At 33.4% G+C, this 15,375-nt stretch carries 19 protein-coding genes; 14 read left to right on the forward strand and 5 right to left on the reverse strand.

Features of this window, described 5'->3' with window-relative positions; all coding sequences use genetic code 11:
* Positions 1 to 16 precede the first annotated feature (16 nt).
* From J3D55_RS00155 to J3D55_RS00220, 14 genes are all read left to right on the forward strand, one after another.
* Positions 17 to 259 (forward strand): addiction module family protein, encoded by a 243-nt coding sequence (locus J3D55_RS00155; RefSeq protein ID WP_259127121.1) that lies wholly within the window; start codon positions 17 to 19, stop codon positions 257 to 259.
* Positions 249 to 536 carry a type II toxin-antitoxin system RelE/ParE family toxin gene (locus J3D55_RS00160; protein WP_259127122.1) on the forward strand — a complete coding sequence of 96 codons (288 nt, stop codon included), beginning with the start codon at positions 249 to 251 and terminating at the stop codon, positions 534 to 536. The genes J3D55_RS00155 and J3D55_RS00160 overlap by 11 nt, the downstream gene beginning before the upstream one ends.
* A 19-nt stretch (positions 537 to 555) precedes the next feature.
* Positions 556 to 1,095 (forward strand): 3-oxoacyl-ACP synthase, encoded by a 540-nt coding sequence (locus tag J3D55_RS00165; RefSeq protein ID WP_259127123.1) that lies wholly within the window; start codon positions 556 to 558, stop codon positions 1,093 to 1,095.
* 76 nt (positions 1,096 to 1,171) lie between these two features.
* Positions 1,172 to 1,429 carry a phosphopantetheine-binding protein gene (locus tag J3D55_RS00170; protein ID WP_259127124.1) on the forward strand — a complete coding sequence of 86 codons (258 nt, stop codon included), beginning with the start codon at positions 1,172 to 1,174 and terminating at the stop codon, positions 1,427 to 1,429.
* A gap of 79 nt (positions 1,430 to 1,508) precedes the next feature.
* Positions 1,509 to 2,705: a beta-ketoacyl-[acyl-carrier-protein] synthase family protein gene (locus J3D55_RS00175; RefSeq protein WP_259127126.1), complete on the forward strand. Its 1,197-nt coding sequence runs from the start codon at positions 1,509 to 1,511 to the stop codon at positions 2,703 to 2,705.
* Positions 2,705 to 3,766 (forward strand): beta-ketoacyl synthase N-terminal-like domain-containing protein, encoded by a 1,062-nt coding sequence (locus tag J3D55_RS00180; protein WP_259127127.1) that lies wholly within the window; start codon positions 2,705 to 2,707, stop codon positions 3,764 to 3,766. The genes J3D55_RS00175 and J3D55_RS00180 overlap by 1 nt, the downstream gene beginning before the upstream one ends.
* A gap of 176 nt (positions 3,767 to 3,942) precedes the next feature.
* A complete protein-coding gene (locus J3D55_RS00185; protein WP_259127128.1) occupies positions 3,943 to 4,674 on the forward strand; it encodes a polysaccharide deacetylase family protein in 732 nt (243 codons plus the stop codon).
* Between the two features lie 56 nt (positions 4,675 to 4,730).
* Positions 4,731 to 5,357 (forward strand): flexirubin biosynthesis/transport protein LolA2, encoded by a 627-nt coding sequence (gene lolA2 / locus J3D55_RS00190; protein WP_259127130.1) that lies wholly within the window; start codon positions 4,731 to 4,733, stop codon positions 5,355 to 5,357.
* Positions 5,323 to 5,958 (forward strand): flexirubin biosynthesis protein LolB2, encoded by a 636-nt coding sequence (gene lolB2 / locus J3D55_RS00195; RefSeq protein WP_259127132.1) that lies wholly within the window; start codon positions 5,323 to 5,325, stop codon positions 5,956 to 5,958. Before lolA2 ends, lolB2 begins: the two co-directional genes overlap by 35 nt.
* 7 nt (positions 5,959 to 5,965) lie before the next feature.
* Entirely contained in the window at positions 5,966 to 6,280 is a 315-nt protein-coding gene (locus J3D55_RS00200; protein WP_259127134.1) for an outer membrane beta-barrel protein, read from the forward strand.
* Positions 6,281 to 6,320: 40 nt separating this feature from the next.
* Positions 6,321 to 6,578, forward strand: coding sequence for a hypothetical protein (locus tag J3D55_RS00205; RefSeq protein WP_259127136.1), 258 nt, complete (start codon positions 6,321 to 6,323; stop codon positions 6,576 to 6,578).
* Positions 6,579 to 6,582: 4 nt separating this feature from the next.
* On the forward strand, positions 6,583 to 6,963 hold the full coding sequence (locus J3D55_RS00210) for an ApeI family dehydratase (protein ID WP_259127138.1): 381 nt from the start codon (positions 6,583 to 6,585) through the stop codon (positions 6,961 to 6,963).
* Positions 6,960 to 7,436: a hypothetical protein gene (locus tag J3D55_RS00215; protein WP_259127139.1), complete on the forward strand. Its 477-nt coding sequence runs from the start codon at positions 6,960 to 6,962 to the stop codon at positions 7,434 to 7,436. The genes J3D55_RS00210 and J3D55_RS00215 overlap by 4 nt, the downstream gene beginning before the upstream one ends.
* Positions 7,437 to 7,440: 4 nt before the next feature.
* Positions 7,441 to 8,613 (forward strand): DUF2062 domain-containing protein, encoded by a 1,173-nt coding sequence (locus J3D55_RS00220; protein WP_259127141.1) that lies wholly within the window; start codon positions 7,441 to 7,443, stop codon positions 8,611 to 8,613.
* A 60-nt stretch (positions 8,614 to 8,673) separates the two neighbouring features.
* On the opposite strand, the gene J3D55_RS00225 is transcribed toward J3D55_RS00220, so the two are convergent.
* The 5 genes from J3D55_RS00225 to J3D55_RS00245 form a co-directional block, all read right to left on the reverse strand.
* A complete protein-coding gene (locus J3D55_RS00225) occupies positions 8,674 to 10,635 on the reverse strand; it encodes an FG-GAP-like repeat-containing protein (protein WP_259127142.1) in 1,962 nt (653 codons plus the stop codon).
* Between the two features lie 81 nt (positions 10,636 to 10,716).
* Positions 10,717 to 11,811, reverse strand: a complete 1,095-nt coding sequence (locus tag J3D55_RS00230; protein WP_259127143.1) for a hypothetical protein — start codon at positions 11,809 to 11,811, stop codon at positions 10,717 to 10,719.
* A 196-nt stretch (positions 11,812 to 12,007) separates the two neighbouring features.
* Positions 12,008 to 13,261, reverse strand: coding sequence for an alpha/beta hydrolase (locus J3D55_RS00235; protein WP_259127144.1), 1,254 nt, complete (start codon positions 13,259 to 13,261; stop codon positions 12,008 to 12,010).
* 6 nt (positions 13,262 to 13,267) lie between these two features.
* Positions 13,268 to 13,633, reverse strand: a complete 366-nt coding sequence (locus tag J3D55_RS00240) for a hypothetical protein (RefSeq protein ID WP_259127145.1) — start codon at positions 13,631 to 13,633, stop codon at positions 13,268 to 13,270.
* On the reverse strand, positions 13,630 to 15,375 hold the full coding sequence (locus J3D55_RS00245; protein WP_259127146.1) for a C45 family autoproteolytic acyltransferase/hydrolase: 1,746 nt from the start codon (positions 15,373 to 15,375) through the stop codon (positions 13,630 to 13,632). The genes J3D55_RS00240 and J3D55_RS00245 overlap by 4 nt, the downstream gene beginning before the upstream one ends.

Here is a 15,375-nt window from a genome sequence, read left to right on the forward strand (position 1 = left end):
ATTAAAGTTTTAGGAAATGGAATCTACTTTAGAAATCAGAAAAAGAATTCACGAGTTTATTGATATTGCAGACGAAAGAATCTTACGCATTATCAACGGAATTATAGATGCTGAAGAACAGGAAGATAATTATCCTGCAGTTCCGGATTGGTATTACGAAAAGCTTGAAATTGAAAGGGAAAAACACCTCAAAGGTGAAACAAAATCTTATTCTTGGGAAGAAGTTAAGCAAAGATTGATGAAAGATTATGACTTATAAATTAATTTTAAAGTCAAATGCTCACAAAGATTTAGCAGATGGAATTGAATATTATCAAAGCCAAAAAAAAGGCTTGGGTCTTCAGTTTTTAAAATGCGTTCAAAAGTTTTTTGACAGAATTAGTAAAAACCCATTTCACTATTCTTTAAAGAGCAATCAATTTCGCGAAGCATACATTCAGAAATTCCCTTACGTTATTATTTATCAAATTATAGAAAGTGAAATTATAATTTTCTCTGTTTTTAACACTCATCAAAATCCACAGCGAAAGCCTTAAACTTTTTTGAAATTTATTAATGAAAAAAACAGACAATTGCACCATAGAAAACTCAAAAATCATTCTCAATAACGAAATTATTTTTGAAACTCAAACTGAAAACTTTTCAGAATTTGCGAAAGAAGCCTATAAAAGTTTAGAACTGAATTATCCTAAATTTCATAAAATGGATAACTTAAGTAAATTGGCTTTTCTAGCTTCCGAGAAGATTTTAAAAGACGAAGATCACAGCAGAACGGCATTGGTTTTCGCCAACAAATCATCAAGTTTAGACACCGATTTTAAATATCAGGAAAGCATTAATTCTCAGGAAAATTATTTCCCGAGTCCAGCTGTTTTTGTGTACACTTTACCGAACATTTGTGTAGGTGAAATCAGCATTAAACATAAAATGCAGACAGAGAATGCTTTTTTCGTTTTGGACGAATTTGATGAAAAATTTTTAAATGATTACTCAGAACAGATTTTGCAGTCAAGAAAGGCTGACAAAGTGTTGTGTGGCTGGGTAGAACTATATCAGGAAAGTTATAATGCTTTCGTATATTTGCTAGCTTTATAAATGTAACAATATAACAGTGTAAAAATGTAACAATCTTAAAACTGGCACATTCATACATTGGTAAATTAAAGAAACTATGGAAAACTTAAGAGAAGAATTAAAACACAAAATCATTGAAGTTCTTAACCTTGAAGACGTTGCAATAGATGAAATAAAAGATACAGATCCTTTATTCGGAGGAGGTCTTGGATTGGATTCTATCGACGCTCTTGAATTAATTGTTCTTCTTGATAAAGAATACGGAATAAAATTAGCCGATCCTAAAAAAGGAAAGGAAATTTTTACATCAATCGATACAATGGCGAAATTCATTGAAGAAAACAGAACGAAATAAATTAATATACCAATGTATCAATGTAACAGTCTAGCAATTGGTAAACTGTTACATTGATACATTGTTACATTTTGTAAAAATGAGTCAGAAAATTGCCATAACAGGAATGGGCATCATTTCCTCCATTGGAAACAATGTGGAGGAAAATTTTATTTCGTTAACAACCGGAAAACACGGAATTTCAGACATTCAGTTGTTTGAAACACGTCATTCCGGAAACATCAAAACGGGCGAGATAAAATTGTCTAATGAAGAACTCGTGCAAAAACTTCAGTTGAGTGAAGATAATAATGCAACAAGAACCTCTTTATTAGGAATGGTTGCTGCAAAAGAAGCCGTAGAAAGTGCCGGAATTTCGGATATTAACGAATATAAAACAGGTCTGATTTCCTCAACCAGCGTTGGTGGAATGGACATCACTGAAAAATATTTCTACACCTACGAAGATTTTCCTGAAAAGCAAAAATATATCGACTCTCACGATGCCGGAAATTCATCATTATTGATTGCGGATTATCTTGGCTTAAAAGGGATGGTTTCGACGATCAGCACAGCTTGTTCATCTGCAGCAAACGCGATTATGATGGGCGCAAAACTTATTAAAAACGGAGTTCTTGACCGTGTTATTGTTGGCGGAACAGATTCTCTTTCAAAATTTACGTTGAACGGATTCAGTACGTTAATGATTCTTACGGATTCTTATAACACGCCTTTTGACAACGACAGAAAAGGTCTGAATTTGGGTGAGGCAGCCGCTTTCATCGTTTTAGAATCTGATGAAGTCGTGAAAAAAGAAAACAAAAAAGTGTTGGGTTATCTTTCCGGATATGGAAATGCCAATGATGCGCATCATCAAACCGCTTCTTCGGAAAACGGACAAGGCGCATTTCTGGCAATGGAAAAGGCTTTGAAAGTTTCAGGTTTGGGTAAAGAAAATATTGATTATATCAACGTTCACGGAACGGCAACTCCCAATAATGATTTATCTGAAGGTATTGCAATGATCCGAATTTTTGGCGAAAATAAAGTTCCAGAATTCAGCTCTACGAAAGCATTTACAGGTCATACGTTGGCTGCAGCGGCGGGAATTGAAGCGGTTTATTCATTATTGGCGATTCAAAACAATGTCATTTTCCCGAATCTGAATTTTAAAACTAAGATGGAAGAATTTGATTTGACACCTGTTACAGAATTGAAAGAGAAGAATATTAATCACGTTCTTTCCAATTCATTTGGTTTTGGCGGAAATTGTTCAACCTTAATTTTCTCAAAATAATGAGTGCCGTTTACATCAATAGTGCAGCCTGTATTTCAGTTCAGGACACGTTAAATGAAAATTTTTTCCAAAATCTTAAGCCTGAAAATTCAACTCAGGTTTTAAAAGCTATCGAACCGAATTACAAAGAATTCATTCCTCCCGCAATGAGCAGAAGAATGTCTAAAACGGTAAAAATGAGTTCTGTAGCATCGAAATACGCTTTAAAAGAAGCCGGAATCGAAAATCCTGATGCGATTATCGTCGGAACAGGAATGGGTTGTTCCCAAGATTCTGAAAAGTTTTTAAAAAATGTGATTGATAATAATGAAGAGTTTTTGACTCCGACGTTTTTCATTCAATCTACACACAATACCGTTGCGGGACAAATCGCTTTGGCTTTGCAATGTCACGCTTACAATTTCACTTATGTGAACACTTCTTCGTCTCTGGAATTTTCGTTTTTGGATGCAAAATTGCAGATCAACGATGGTGAAGCTGATAATGTTTTGGTGGGTTCAACAGACGAACAAACCGACAGAACAATGGAATTGTATACATTAAACAAAACCATTAAAAAAGAAGAAAATCTTCCGGTTGATTACTTAAACTCAACAACGGAAGGTGTAATTTGGGGTGAAGGTTCAAGTTTTTTTGTTTTAGGAAAAGATAAAACAGAAAATTCTTATACTCAACTCAAAGACATTCAGATCAGTAGCAGATTAGACATAGAAGAAACTCAACAATTTATTACGGATTTTTTAGCTAAAAATAATCTTACAAATAATGATATTGACGCTGTTATTTTAGGTTTCAGTGGAGATAAAGCATCTGATGTTTATTATACAAAAGCAATGGATTTATTTCATAATTCGGCTTTGTTATATTATAAACATTTAAGTGGAGAATTCAATACGGCAAGTGGTTTTTCAACGTTTATGGCTTGTCATATTCTTAGAAATCAAGAGATTCCGGAAGTGATGATGATTAATACTTTAAAGAAAGAAGGAATTAAAAATATTCTACTTTATAATCATTTGGGCGGAAATGACCATAGTTTGGTTTTGTTGGAGAAAGCTTGATTTATCAAATTAATTATAACGTAAAGTAATCAGTCTTTTTGTCATTCAGAGCGAAACGAAGTGGAGCGTGGAATCTAAGCAATTTTTAAAACTTTGCCGAGATTCCTACGGAATGACAAAAATACTGTTTAACCCCGTTAAAAAACTGAAAATTTTAAATCAAAAACAATAAAAAGATGAAACATTATCCATTTATCCTATTTTATCTTTTCTGCAACGTTTTCATCTATGCGTTTCACGGAGGTTTTTTGGTGTATTTCTTTTGTTTCCTTGGGTTTACAGCGGTTTTAGCTTGGGGTTCGTTTGATATTGAATTGGGATATTTTGTCAACAGCATTACTCATAAGCGAACGAAAATCAAAGAAGTTGCCTTGACTTTCGATGATGGACCAACTGAATTTACTCCAAAATTTTTAGATCTATTAAAAGAAAACAATACAAAAGCGACCTTTTTCTGCATCGGAAAACAGATCGAGAAATATCCTGAAACTTTCAAAAGAATTATAGAAGAAGGTCATACGATTGGAAATCATACCCTTTCACATTCGAACAATACTGGTTTTTTATCCACTTCAAAAATGGTTGAAGAGATTGAAAAATGCGATGAAGTGATGTTAAAAGTTGGAGATATTAAAACCAATTTATATCGTCCTCCTTTTGGTGTTACCAATCCAAATATTGCAAAAGCCATCAAAAAAACCCACAAAAAAAGCATCGGCTGGAATGTTCGTTCCTTGGATACGATTACAGACGATGAGAAAAAAATTTACCGAAAAGTCACAAAAGGTTTAAAAAAAGGAAGCATCATTCTTCTTCACGATACTTCGGAAAAAACGTATGATGTTTTGGTAGATTTATTGTTATTTTTGAAGGATAAAAAATATTCAACTTTTACAGTTGATAAATAAATCGTTTAGAATTACTGAAACCTAACGGGTTTTTGATAATACAAAAAAGTAAAACAATGATTAAAAATATAATATTAACAACATTTTTCTTAATTTCAAGCTTCTTTTTTGCACAAAATACAGCAATGTCCGGAGCTGAAGCAAAAGCATTCGTAACCAAAGTTTCATCCGAAACAAAAGAAATAAAAACATTACAAAGCGATTTTACTCAAACCAAAAAAATGGATTTTTTGGATAAAAATATTGTCACTTACGGAAAAATGTCTTTAAAAACACCTAATATTTTAAGTTGGAAATATGTAAAACCTTATCAATACAGCATTATTTTTAAGGATAATAAAATTTTCATTAACGATCAGGGGAAAAAATCTTCGGTTGATGCCAAGAGCAAAACTTTTGAGAAAATTAATAAATTAATTGTCGGAAGTTCAAACGGACAAATGTTCAATGACCCAGAATTTTCTGTAACTTATTTGAAAAACGCGAATTTCAACATTGCAAAATTTACTCCGAAATCTGCTCAATTATTGAAATATATTAAGCAAATCGAGCTTCATTTTCCTAAAAACCAATCAACGGTTTCGCAGGTAAATATGACGGAAGCTTCGGGAGATACAACGAATATTGTTTTCAAAAACACCAAAATCAATGCGCCGATTTCTGCTTCAGAGTTTTCTTTATAGTCTGATTTTCTTATTATTTGTTTCGTGTAAAACGTACAAATTATCGGACGCAAAACCTGTTTCAAATTCTGAAAAAACAGTCGAAAACCTATACTTTTCTTCCCAAGAAGACTATGTTTATAAATGCCAGATGGATATTTATAAAAATCACGTCAGCGGAATTTTAATATTAAAAAAAATTAATGACACCACTCACCGTGTTGTGTTAACTTCAGATTTCGGAAATAAATTAATTGATTTTGAGATTTCTGAGAATGATTTTAAGCTTAATTATGTTTTACCGGATTTGGATAAGAAAATTGTCATCAACTTTTTAAAGAACGATTTTCAACATCTTTTAAGACAAAAATATCCTGTTTCCGAAAGTTTTGAAAATGATAATTCTAACATTTATCTTTCAAAAATTGATAAGAAATCTTATTATTTATTCTTTAACAAAGAAAATAAATTCTTGAAACAAATCGTTTACACGAAAAATAATAAGGAAAAAATCGATTTTACTTTTGATGCAAAAAAACATATCTTCGCGGATAGTTTGAACCTTCAACATAAGGACTTCAAGATCAATATAAAACTATTTCAAATAACCGAAACCGAATAAATCATTCATGAAAAAATTTTATTTCTTAGCTTTTCTATTTTTTGCCAGTTTATCTTTTGCACAGGTAACTTTTAAGCTGGGACTAAGAGGAGGAGCCAATTTTTCGCATTTTTCACAAGGAAAAGGAGTTCAAGAATATTGGGATTATGACGAAAGCACGAATTCTTATGAAGAAGTAAAGCGTTCTTTCAAATTTACCAACAGAACAGATTTTTACTTTGGTATTTTCGGGAACATCAGATTGGCAAAATTTTATGCTTTACAACCTGAATTTAATTATTCAAGACAAGGTTCGAAGGTAGAAAGTTTCTGGGAAATATGATCGAGATGAATATAAGGTTTCTTATTTTGGAACTCAATTGGTGAATAAATTTTACTTCAAAAATTTCAATGTTCTTGTAGGACCGACAATCGATATTGCGGTTGAGAAAGATTTTGATGCTTCTTACGATTTCGATTTAGGAATTACAGCGGGAGCGGGATATGATATTACTCCAAATCTGGGTGTTGAAGCCAGAGTAAAACAAGGATTTTTACATACCATTAATAATTATCAGGGTAAACACGCCAATATTGTTTTTCAGGCGGGACTTTACTATACATTCAATCTGAAAAAATAATTTTATGCAGACCATTCTTACAGACTTTTATACGTTACAATCATACGAAAAGGCAGAAAACGGAAGTTTTGTAGCTACTATTTCTTTAAACAAAGATCATGATATTTTCAAAGGACATTTCCCTGGAAATCCGGTGACTCCGGGTGTTTGTATGATGCAGATCGTAAAAGAATTAACTGAAGAATTTACAGGCTTGCCATTATTCTTAAAAACGGCTTCTAATGTGAAATTCATGGCGATTATCAATCCTTTTGAAACGCCGGATCTGAAATTACAATTAGACATTACGCAAACCGAAGAAGAAGTGAAGGTAAAAAATATCACTTCTTTTGGCGAGACTATTGCATTAAAACTGTCAGTAAACTATAAAAAATTGGCATCATGAAATTGATCCTGTCATTCATCACAGCTTTTATTTTTTTCTTCCAGACCGATCTTGAAGCATTAAGAAACAGCTATGCAAAGGCAAATTCGTCTAATGCAAATACAGAAGCTTTCATCAATATTGCCGAAAAGCAATCCGGTTCTGATGCAGTGACCACCGGTTATAAAGCTGCTGCACAGATTATGGAAGCTAAAATTGCAATCAAAAACAGAAAAGCTCTTGTAAAATCGGGAGCCACAAATCTTGAAAGTATTATTAAATCTAATCCAAACAATATTGAACTGAGATTGATAAGAATGAGCGTTCAGGAAAATATTCCGAAAATTGTAGGATACAGAGGAGGTCTTAAAGATGACAAAGCATTTATCTTAAATAATTACAGCAAGCAAAATACAACGTTGAAAAATTATATTAAAAGATTTGCCGCTCAATCCAAAACAATGACAGAAGCAGAAAGAGCAACATTAAAATAAAACAATGACCCTTCCTGAAGTACAAAATGCAATTTCTGAAAAGAAAATATGCATTTTAATTCCTACTTATAACAACGAAAAAACTCTGAAAAGAGTGATCGACGGTGTGTTGGACTATACCGGAAATATTATTGTTGTAAACGATGGTTCTACCGATTCTACCTCAAAAATCCTTCTTGAATATCCTCAAATTAATACCATTAATCTACCGGAAAATAAAGGAAAAGGAAACGGTCTTAAAATCGGCTTCAGAAAGGCAAAAGAACTCGGTTATCATCATGCAATAACCATCGATTCCGACGGACAGCATTATTCGGATGATATTCCTGTTTTTGTAGAAGCTTTGCTTGGGGAAGAAAAAGATATTTTATTAATCGGAAACCGGAATATGTCGCAGGACGGAATCCCAAAGAAAAGCAGTTTTGGAAACCGTTTTTCTAATTTCTGGTTCTGGTTTGAAACAGGAATCAAGCTGGAAGACACGCAATCCGGTTATCGCTTATACCCTTTACATAAAATTCCCAAGAAATATTTCACGCCGAAATTTGAATTTGAGATTGAAATTATTGTGCGAACTGCGTGGAGACATGTTCCCGTAAAAAACATTCCCATTAAAGTTTTGTACGATCCTGCGGAAAGGGTTTCTCATTTCAGACCGTTCAAGGATTTTACCCGAATCAGTATTCTAAATACGATTTTGGTGACAATTACTCTGCTTTATATTATTCCGAGAAACTTCGTGAATAATTTCAGAAAAAAAAGTTTTAAAAGATTCATCAAAGAAGATGTTCTGGAAAGCGACGGAACCAACCGTACAAAGGCATTTTCTATCGCACTTGGAGTCTTTATCGGCTTTTCTCCTCTTTGGGGATTTCATACTTTATTAACGATTTCTCTTGCCGTTCTTTTCAAGCTGAATAAAGTATTGGCATTCGTAGCTTCCAATGTGAGTTTACCGCCTTTTATACCTTTTATTATCGCTGCTGCATTGTTTCTGGGATCGCCGTTTGTACACGGAGAAAGCAATATTCTAAGTCAGGAATGGAATTTTGAATTAATAAAAAACAACCTTCTGCAATACGTTATCGGAAGTTTCATTTTGGCAACCGCGATGTCTGCGATTTCTGGAATTGCCACTTTTCTTTTTCTGAATAAAGTGAGCCCGGATAATAATTAATTTTAATAAAAAACTGCAAAGCCTTTCGACCTTGCAGTAATTAATTATAGTAAAATTTTATTATTTCTTGGTGACTTTCTGTGAATATGTTTTACCGTTTTTATCCGTTAAAATCAGTAAATAATTACCTGTATTCAACTCTCTGATAGAGATTGAATTTCGTTCAACTTTTGTCTGTAAAACCATTCTCCCACTCATTTCGTATACTTTTGCCTCTACCGGAGTAAAGTTATTGGCCGTTTTAAAATTGATGATATCATGCGTCGGATTTGGATAAATCGTGAATGTTTCCTGAGAAGTCTGAACATCTTTCACATCTAAGAATGTTCCTTCTATGACGTGTAATGTTGTATTTGGTGTTACATTATTTATCACATCCACAATTCCTGAAGGCCATTTTACGACAACCTTTGTAATCGCTGTAGCCTGACCGATTCCGAAATGTGCATTCAGTGTATTCATATTTCCGAATCCGATTCCGCTCTGTATATCACGGATTTGTTTTCCCCATACACCATAGATTTCTACTCTGGCTCCTATCCCGTTTCTGTTGCTTTGTATTCCTTTCAGCGTTACTTTCAGCCATTTATTTGTATTTCCGGCATTAATTAGAATGTTATTACCATTCTGAATATCTAAAAATCCATCGTTATTTAAATCTCCGATGGGACGGTCATAGTAATCAATATTATAGACGCTTGCATTTGGAACAAACGTAAAATCACCATTTCCAAACATGATCGTATTACTAGCTCCTAAAACATCCAGAAATCCGTCATTATCAAAATCATACGCAACATATTCTCTGCTTAAAGCATTGGTCGTATCATAACCAGAACCTACCGACTTATCCGTAAATGTTCCGTCTCCGTTATTTTTCATTACTTTACTTAAGCCATTGCTTGTGGAATTAATTCCTACCACAGCGTCCATCCATCCGTCATTATTGAAGTCTCCCCATGCTGCAGACCATGTCTGAGTAGGATTCGCCATATTTGACGTAAGAGCAACATTAGTGAATGTTCCATCTCCATTATTTTTGTGCAGTTCATCAATATTTCCACCAGGACCTGAACCTCCTCCACTACATTTTGCAATATAGAGATCCATATCTCCGTCATTATCATAATCGATCCAGATAGAACCGTAATTTCCGCCGGAAGGGAAATCTCCCAATCCTCCCTGATGATGATTCATATTCGTACCATCATTTAAATAATATCTGTTCGGAGCGTTATCATCACAAATGAAAGCATCTAATTTTCCATCATTATTAATATCAATAAAATTGGTTCTCTGAACTAAAAAAGATTGTGTTTTCCTGTCTGAAGTATAAGCCGTTCCGTTTGAATTTGCCTTTAAAAAAGCAATTCCGCTTCCCGAACCATAAACAAGATCATTATAACCGTTATTATCATAATCTCCTGCAGCAATACTCCACGACGGAGTTATGGTAGTGGTAGGAACCGTATAACTCGTATTGGTAAATCCGCCACCCGTCTGTTGGTAAGAAATGTTAATTTGAGTAGGACTTACCACGGTAACAATATCATCAAGATAGTCTCCGTTCATATCCACAATACAATTGTTAAGAGTTCCTCCTGTTGATATTGATTGTGAAGTGAAAGACAAGCGATCCGGCACAACAACAACTTCAGAAAGCGTAATATTAAAGCCTAAGGAAGAATATTTATTATCAAATACAATATAATAAGTCGTCCCGGCAACTACATTAAAGGTAACCTGAGAAAATGTTCCTGCAAAATCATCATTAGCAGTAAGGCAGCTTAATGCTGTACAGCTTCCTGTAAATACAACCAAACGTGTATCTGCATTTTGTCCGGCAGTTGAAGTGGCTACTCTAATCGTTTTATTCTGTGTAGCAGTATATTTATACCATAAGCCTTTTGATCCGGAAGAACCTAAAGAACAGGCTGTTGTCGGCGCATCTCCTGTAACATCGGGTGCAGTGATTGTTCCCAAACTGAGGGGAAACTGCTGTGGCGCATGTGAGCTGAGCAAACATCCATGTGCTATTTAACAATAAGAAAAAAAGGGGGAATATTTTTTTCATGAGTTATAAGTTTTGTTATTATCAATTTTTTACGGACAATTCTGAGTTAATCCAGAAATCCATTGTTTTAAAAGATCAACACCTTCATCATGAACAATCGTTCTTCCTAATAAAGGCATTCTGTTGCTTTCATTAGTAGAACTCAACCTGAAATGCATCACAGATTTGCCAGGATTTCCGGGAGTGATAATTCTTTCCAATGATGGATCTATAGGCTCATCTGCGAATATGCAGACTCCTAATTTTGCCAAGTTTGTCGTCTGGCTGAAGCTTAATCGTATTGCCCGGTAATCGCAGCGTGCATTATCCTGATGACAATGCGCACAGTTGATATCAAGATAAGAACGTAAACGAATATCCAAAGGCTTACTTGTATCTTTATAATTCACTGTGGAAACAATATTGGAAGGATAGCTCTGAAGATAACCTTCATCCACCAGTTTTTGCAACTGATTTTTCAGTCCGTTGGGATAATTGTATGCTACGTTAAGGTTTTGAGGCTTTACACCAATCGGAACGGGTTTGTTATCTAATTTATGACAGGCGTAACATTCTGTTTCAGAAGGGATTCTATAATCAGTTGTAATCACATCGCCATTATCTTTTTTGAATGTAATATTTTTAGAACTCCCGCTCGTGAAGTCGGTTCCGGTAACTAAATTTGCTTCTGTCTGATCATCATTCCATAAATATTCAGCAAAAATCCAACCACTTGATTTTTTGATCATTAATCGAGTTTCGATAATTTTAGTGGTGTTTCCGGGTTGTATGGTGTTGTAATAAAAGTTTTTAATCAAAACCGTTCCCATAGGAAAATTCAGCGTTTTATCATCTGCATCAAAAGTAGCTTTTACATCTTGCGGCATCCAGATAAATCTCTTTTTTGAAGCATAATCGGTAAAAAGTGAACTCGCAGGTTCATAAGGAATTACTTTATCGACAGGATCTAAATTTTTAAGATCTCCTTTAAAAAAGGCATAAGTAGATAATTTGGAATAAGGAACTGCATTAATATCAAAATTAACAAAAGAACTTTCGACCTTTACTCCTTCCATTCTCTCATCATCTTTACAAGAGAAAATCATTAATAAAAAGATAAGAGATAAAAAATATATTTTTCTCATTCGCTTCCATGGTTTTAAGGAAACGAATATAAATAATAAAACTAGTAAGCGCCAAACATTTTACATCAAAAAAGCAAAATCAATTAAAATAATAAAATTAAACAGCTAAAACAAAATGAATAAATCAATAAAAATAGCACAAACGCTTATAAAATCATAAACAGAATTTATTACATGAAATGAAAATAATTTGAATCTATTTTAAAATAAACTGCGTCAAATCCTTCAAAAATTCCTCATCCACATTTCCTTTGATCTCATAATCTTTCGGAGAAGGCGTTCCGGAACCTTTTATAAATAAATGACTCAAAGTAGGATAAAATTTAAATTCCGCAGATTTATTATTTTTCAACTGATTTTTCCAAAGGGTAAAATCTTTTTCCGTTACCTGATAATCTCTTCCACCTTGTGCAAAAAACATCGGCACTTTGATTGATTTTACAGCGTCAAGAGGCTTATAATTAACCAAATATTTCCAATAAGCGGCAGGTTGTTCCAAAGGAAGATCTGATTTTTGAGAATTTAGATTAAATTTATTAGAATTCAAGAAATCAACTTGTTTCTTCATATTCTGAACATCTTTTTCAGAAACATTGGAAGGATTTATTTTATGAAGGTATTCATACTGTTCAACCAATAAATTCTGTAATGGTCTTGCATTTCCAGCCATGAAAACATACTTTGAAACCTGAGCTTTTTCAGCAATTTCCGGCATCAGAAAAGCACCTTGACTGTGTCCCAAAATAATAATCTGATACCCTTTAAAACTGTCGTTATTTTTAAAATAATTCGAAATATTTACCGCATCATTGATCGTTTCTTGCTCAACGGTAGACTGATCGTTGAAAGTTTCAGGATGTGAATAGGTTCTTTTGTCGTATCTGTACGAAGAAATTCCGTTTTTCAATAGGTATTCAGCAATATCTTTGAAAGGCTTATTTTCACCAATCGTTTCATCTCTGTCTTGCGGTCCGGAACCGTGAACAAGAATTACTAATTTTTTCTGATTGTTTTCCGTTGGCTGTAAAAGCGTTCCTTTTAACTCAATATCGTCACTTTTTATTTTCAAAGCAGTTTTATCGTCTTCTTTATCGAAAATTTTATGGGGTGTAAAATAAAAACCGATGATTTTATTGTTTTCATTAAATGTGATCTGAATATCTAATTTTGTCTTAGAAAACTCTGAATAGAAATAATACGTATCTTTTTCATTATTCACTTCAAGAATATTTTTAAGTTCGCCCAATTGTCCTTCAAGCTGGTCTGCAAGAGATTTTAAATCTGTTGTAGAAACCTGTCCGGCAATTGAAGAATCGAAAAAAGTATGTGCTTTCTCTACATTTTTTTCAACAAACAGATTTTTTATGAACTCATTTCCTGCTTCTTTTTTACTTTGAGCAAATGAAAATAATACACTAAAAATCAAAAATAAACTTAAAATTTTCTTCATGATACATTATTTATAAACAACATCCGAGAATAATAAAAGTGTTGTAATAATCGTTACAAATATCGCCATAATTACCAAAACGAGCTGTATGGTATAATATGTTTTTGCCTTATCTTCTTCTTTTATTTCATAGGGAAATTTGAAACTTTCGGGCTTTTTAATAGTCAGCCAAATGAAAAATAAAATAATAAGATTAAGGATAATCGGTAAAAACAGAAACATTTTGCTTCCGAACCCGTCCGTATTTTTTGAATATCCGTGAATCGGAATAATATCAGGAATCGAGCTGTATGTATTGATTAAATAAACAGAATAACAAACAATTATCACAAAAGGGACAGCAAACAAAATCTTTATACTTTTTGGAATCATTTTAACTTTTTTACTGTTTTCTGCAAATATTTTTCAACATTCTTTTTGTCGGGAACGGTTGTGATTTCTTTAGATAAAGCTTTTTCAAAGTCAATTTTTGCTTTAGAATATTCTTTTTTACTAAAATAATATTTTCCGGCTTGATAATAAACCAACCAAAAATCTGGGTTTAAATTTTTATAATGATTGATAAATTCTTCTGAAAGCACTTTTTCTTTATCATCAATAGCGTCTTCAATTTGAGAACTTAATTTTTTATATTCCTCATAATTTTTAAAATCCTGAGAATCTACAAAAGGATCTTTCGCAATATTTAAATCTGACTTGGCAAATTCGCCTTTTTTTAATCTTTTATCGGAAAAAATTTCATTCAGGTCATAACAGACAAATTCTCCCAATTGATACGGATTTGCAGAAACCCAAACCAGTTTTTTCTGAGGTGAAAAAATCACCGCATGATGCGCCAGTAATTGGTTAATTGCCTTTTCATTTCCATAACCGATCTTCTCCCCTTTTAAGCCCGATTTATCTCTTAGAATCGAAGCCATTTTTTCAGGATTCAATTTTTTGTTTTCCTCTAAAAGTTCCTGCAATTTTTCGTAACGGTATTCAGAATGACTTTCTAAAATATGTTTTTGATTTCTTTTATCATCTTTGTAAGCATCAGACTGAAAATGATTTGTACAGAAAACCCTGCTTGTATTTTCAACTTTATAGACTCCAAAATTATCCGGAGAAACTTCAATAATTACTGCATTTTTATCGTTCGCGCTTCCCACAAGAATCGATTCGGAAACAAAAACTTTACGCTTTTTGGCAATAGAAATAGCTTCATCAATATTTTTTGCATATTGTAAAATTTCCCGTGTCACCAAAGAAATAGGCGTTTTTGCCGTCAACGGAATTTTCGATTTTCCCGCATTGATTGTTACTGTAATTCCTTCTTTATTCATCCCCGAAACGACGCCGATCATTCCCGGCCAACTTACAGACATATAAGGAATTCCGTCTTCCGGTTCTACAAATTCGACGAGTTTATTTTTAGCAAAATCATCACCCACATAAAAGTCAAAATTTCTTCCGATCAGCAAATCTCCGTCTTCTGTATTTTCGTTCCAGACTGCGAGAGAAGTGCAACCAACAACCATCAAATCCTGCATTGCATGACCGATGTCGTGAGCGCCGTGTAAATATAAACTTCGAAGATACTTTGGGGCAATAAAATCATATTTATCCGATGAATATTGGGATAATCCGAACAATTCTGCCTGATAATCTTCTCTTACATTCAGATACATTTTGCGGTTGTACCATTTCAGAAAACCACGTAATAAATTTTGCTTAAACTTTGAAGGAACAAAACCTTCTACCTTTGAAAAGAAGATTTCTTCCTGTTTCTGCATTAAATTTTGCATCAAAGCTCCGTTATTATAGCCCAACTGCAAAGGATTCCCTTTGATATACAATTCCCAAAGCTGCTGTTTATTTTTTGTCAGATAATTTTGATTAAAACTAAAAGTAGAATCGTTGATTTTACTGACTTTCGGGATTTCTAATGAATATTGTTTTACGTCAGGAACGTGTTTTATTGATTTTCTGACACCACAAGATGTGAGATTGAAGATAACAAAAATACTTAATAAAAACTTCCAAATGTCATTTCGAAGAAAGGAGAAATCTGTCTTTAGAAAATTAGATTCTTCACTCCACTTCCTTCTGTTCTGAATGACAGTACGCCACAT

The organism is Chryseobacterium ginsenosidimutans (genome assembly GCF_024807225.1).
Classification (GTDB): domain Bacteria; phylum Bacteroidota; class Bacteroidia; order Flavobacteriales; family Weeksellaceae; genus Chryseobacterium; species Chryseobacterium ginsenosidimutans.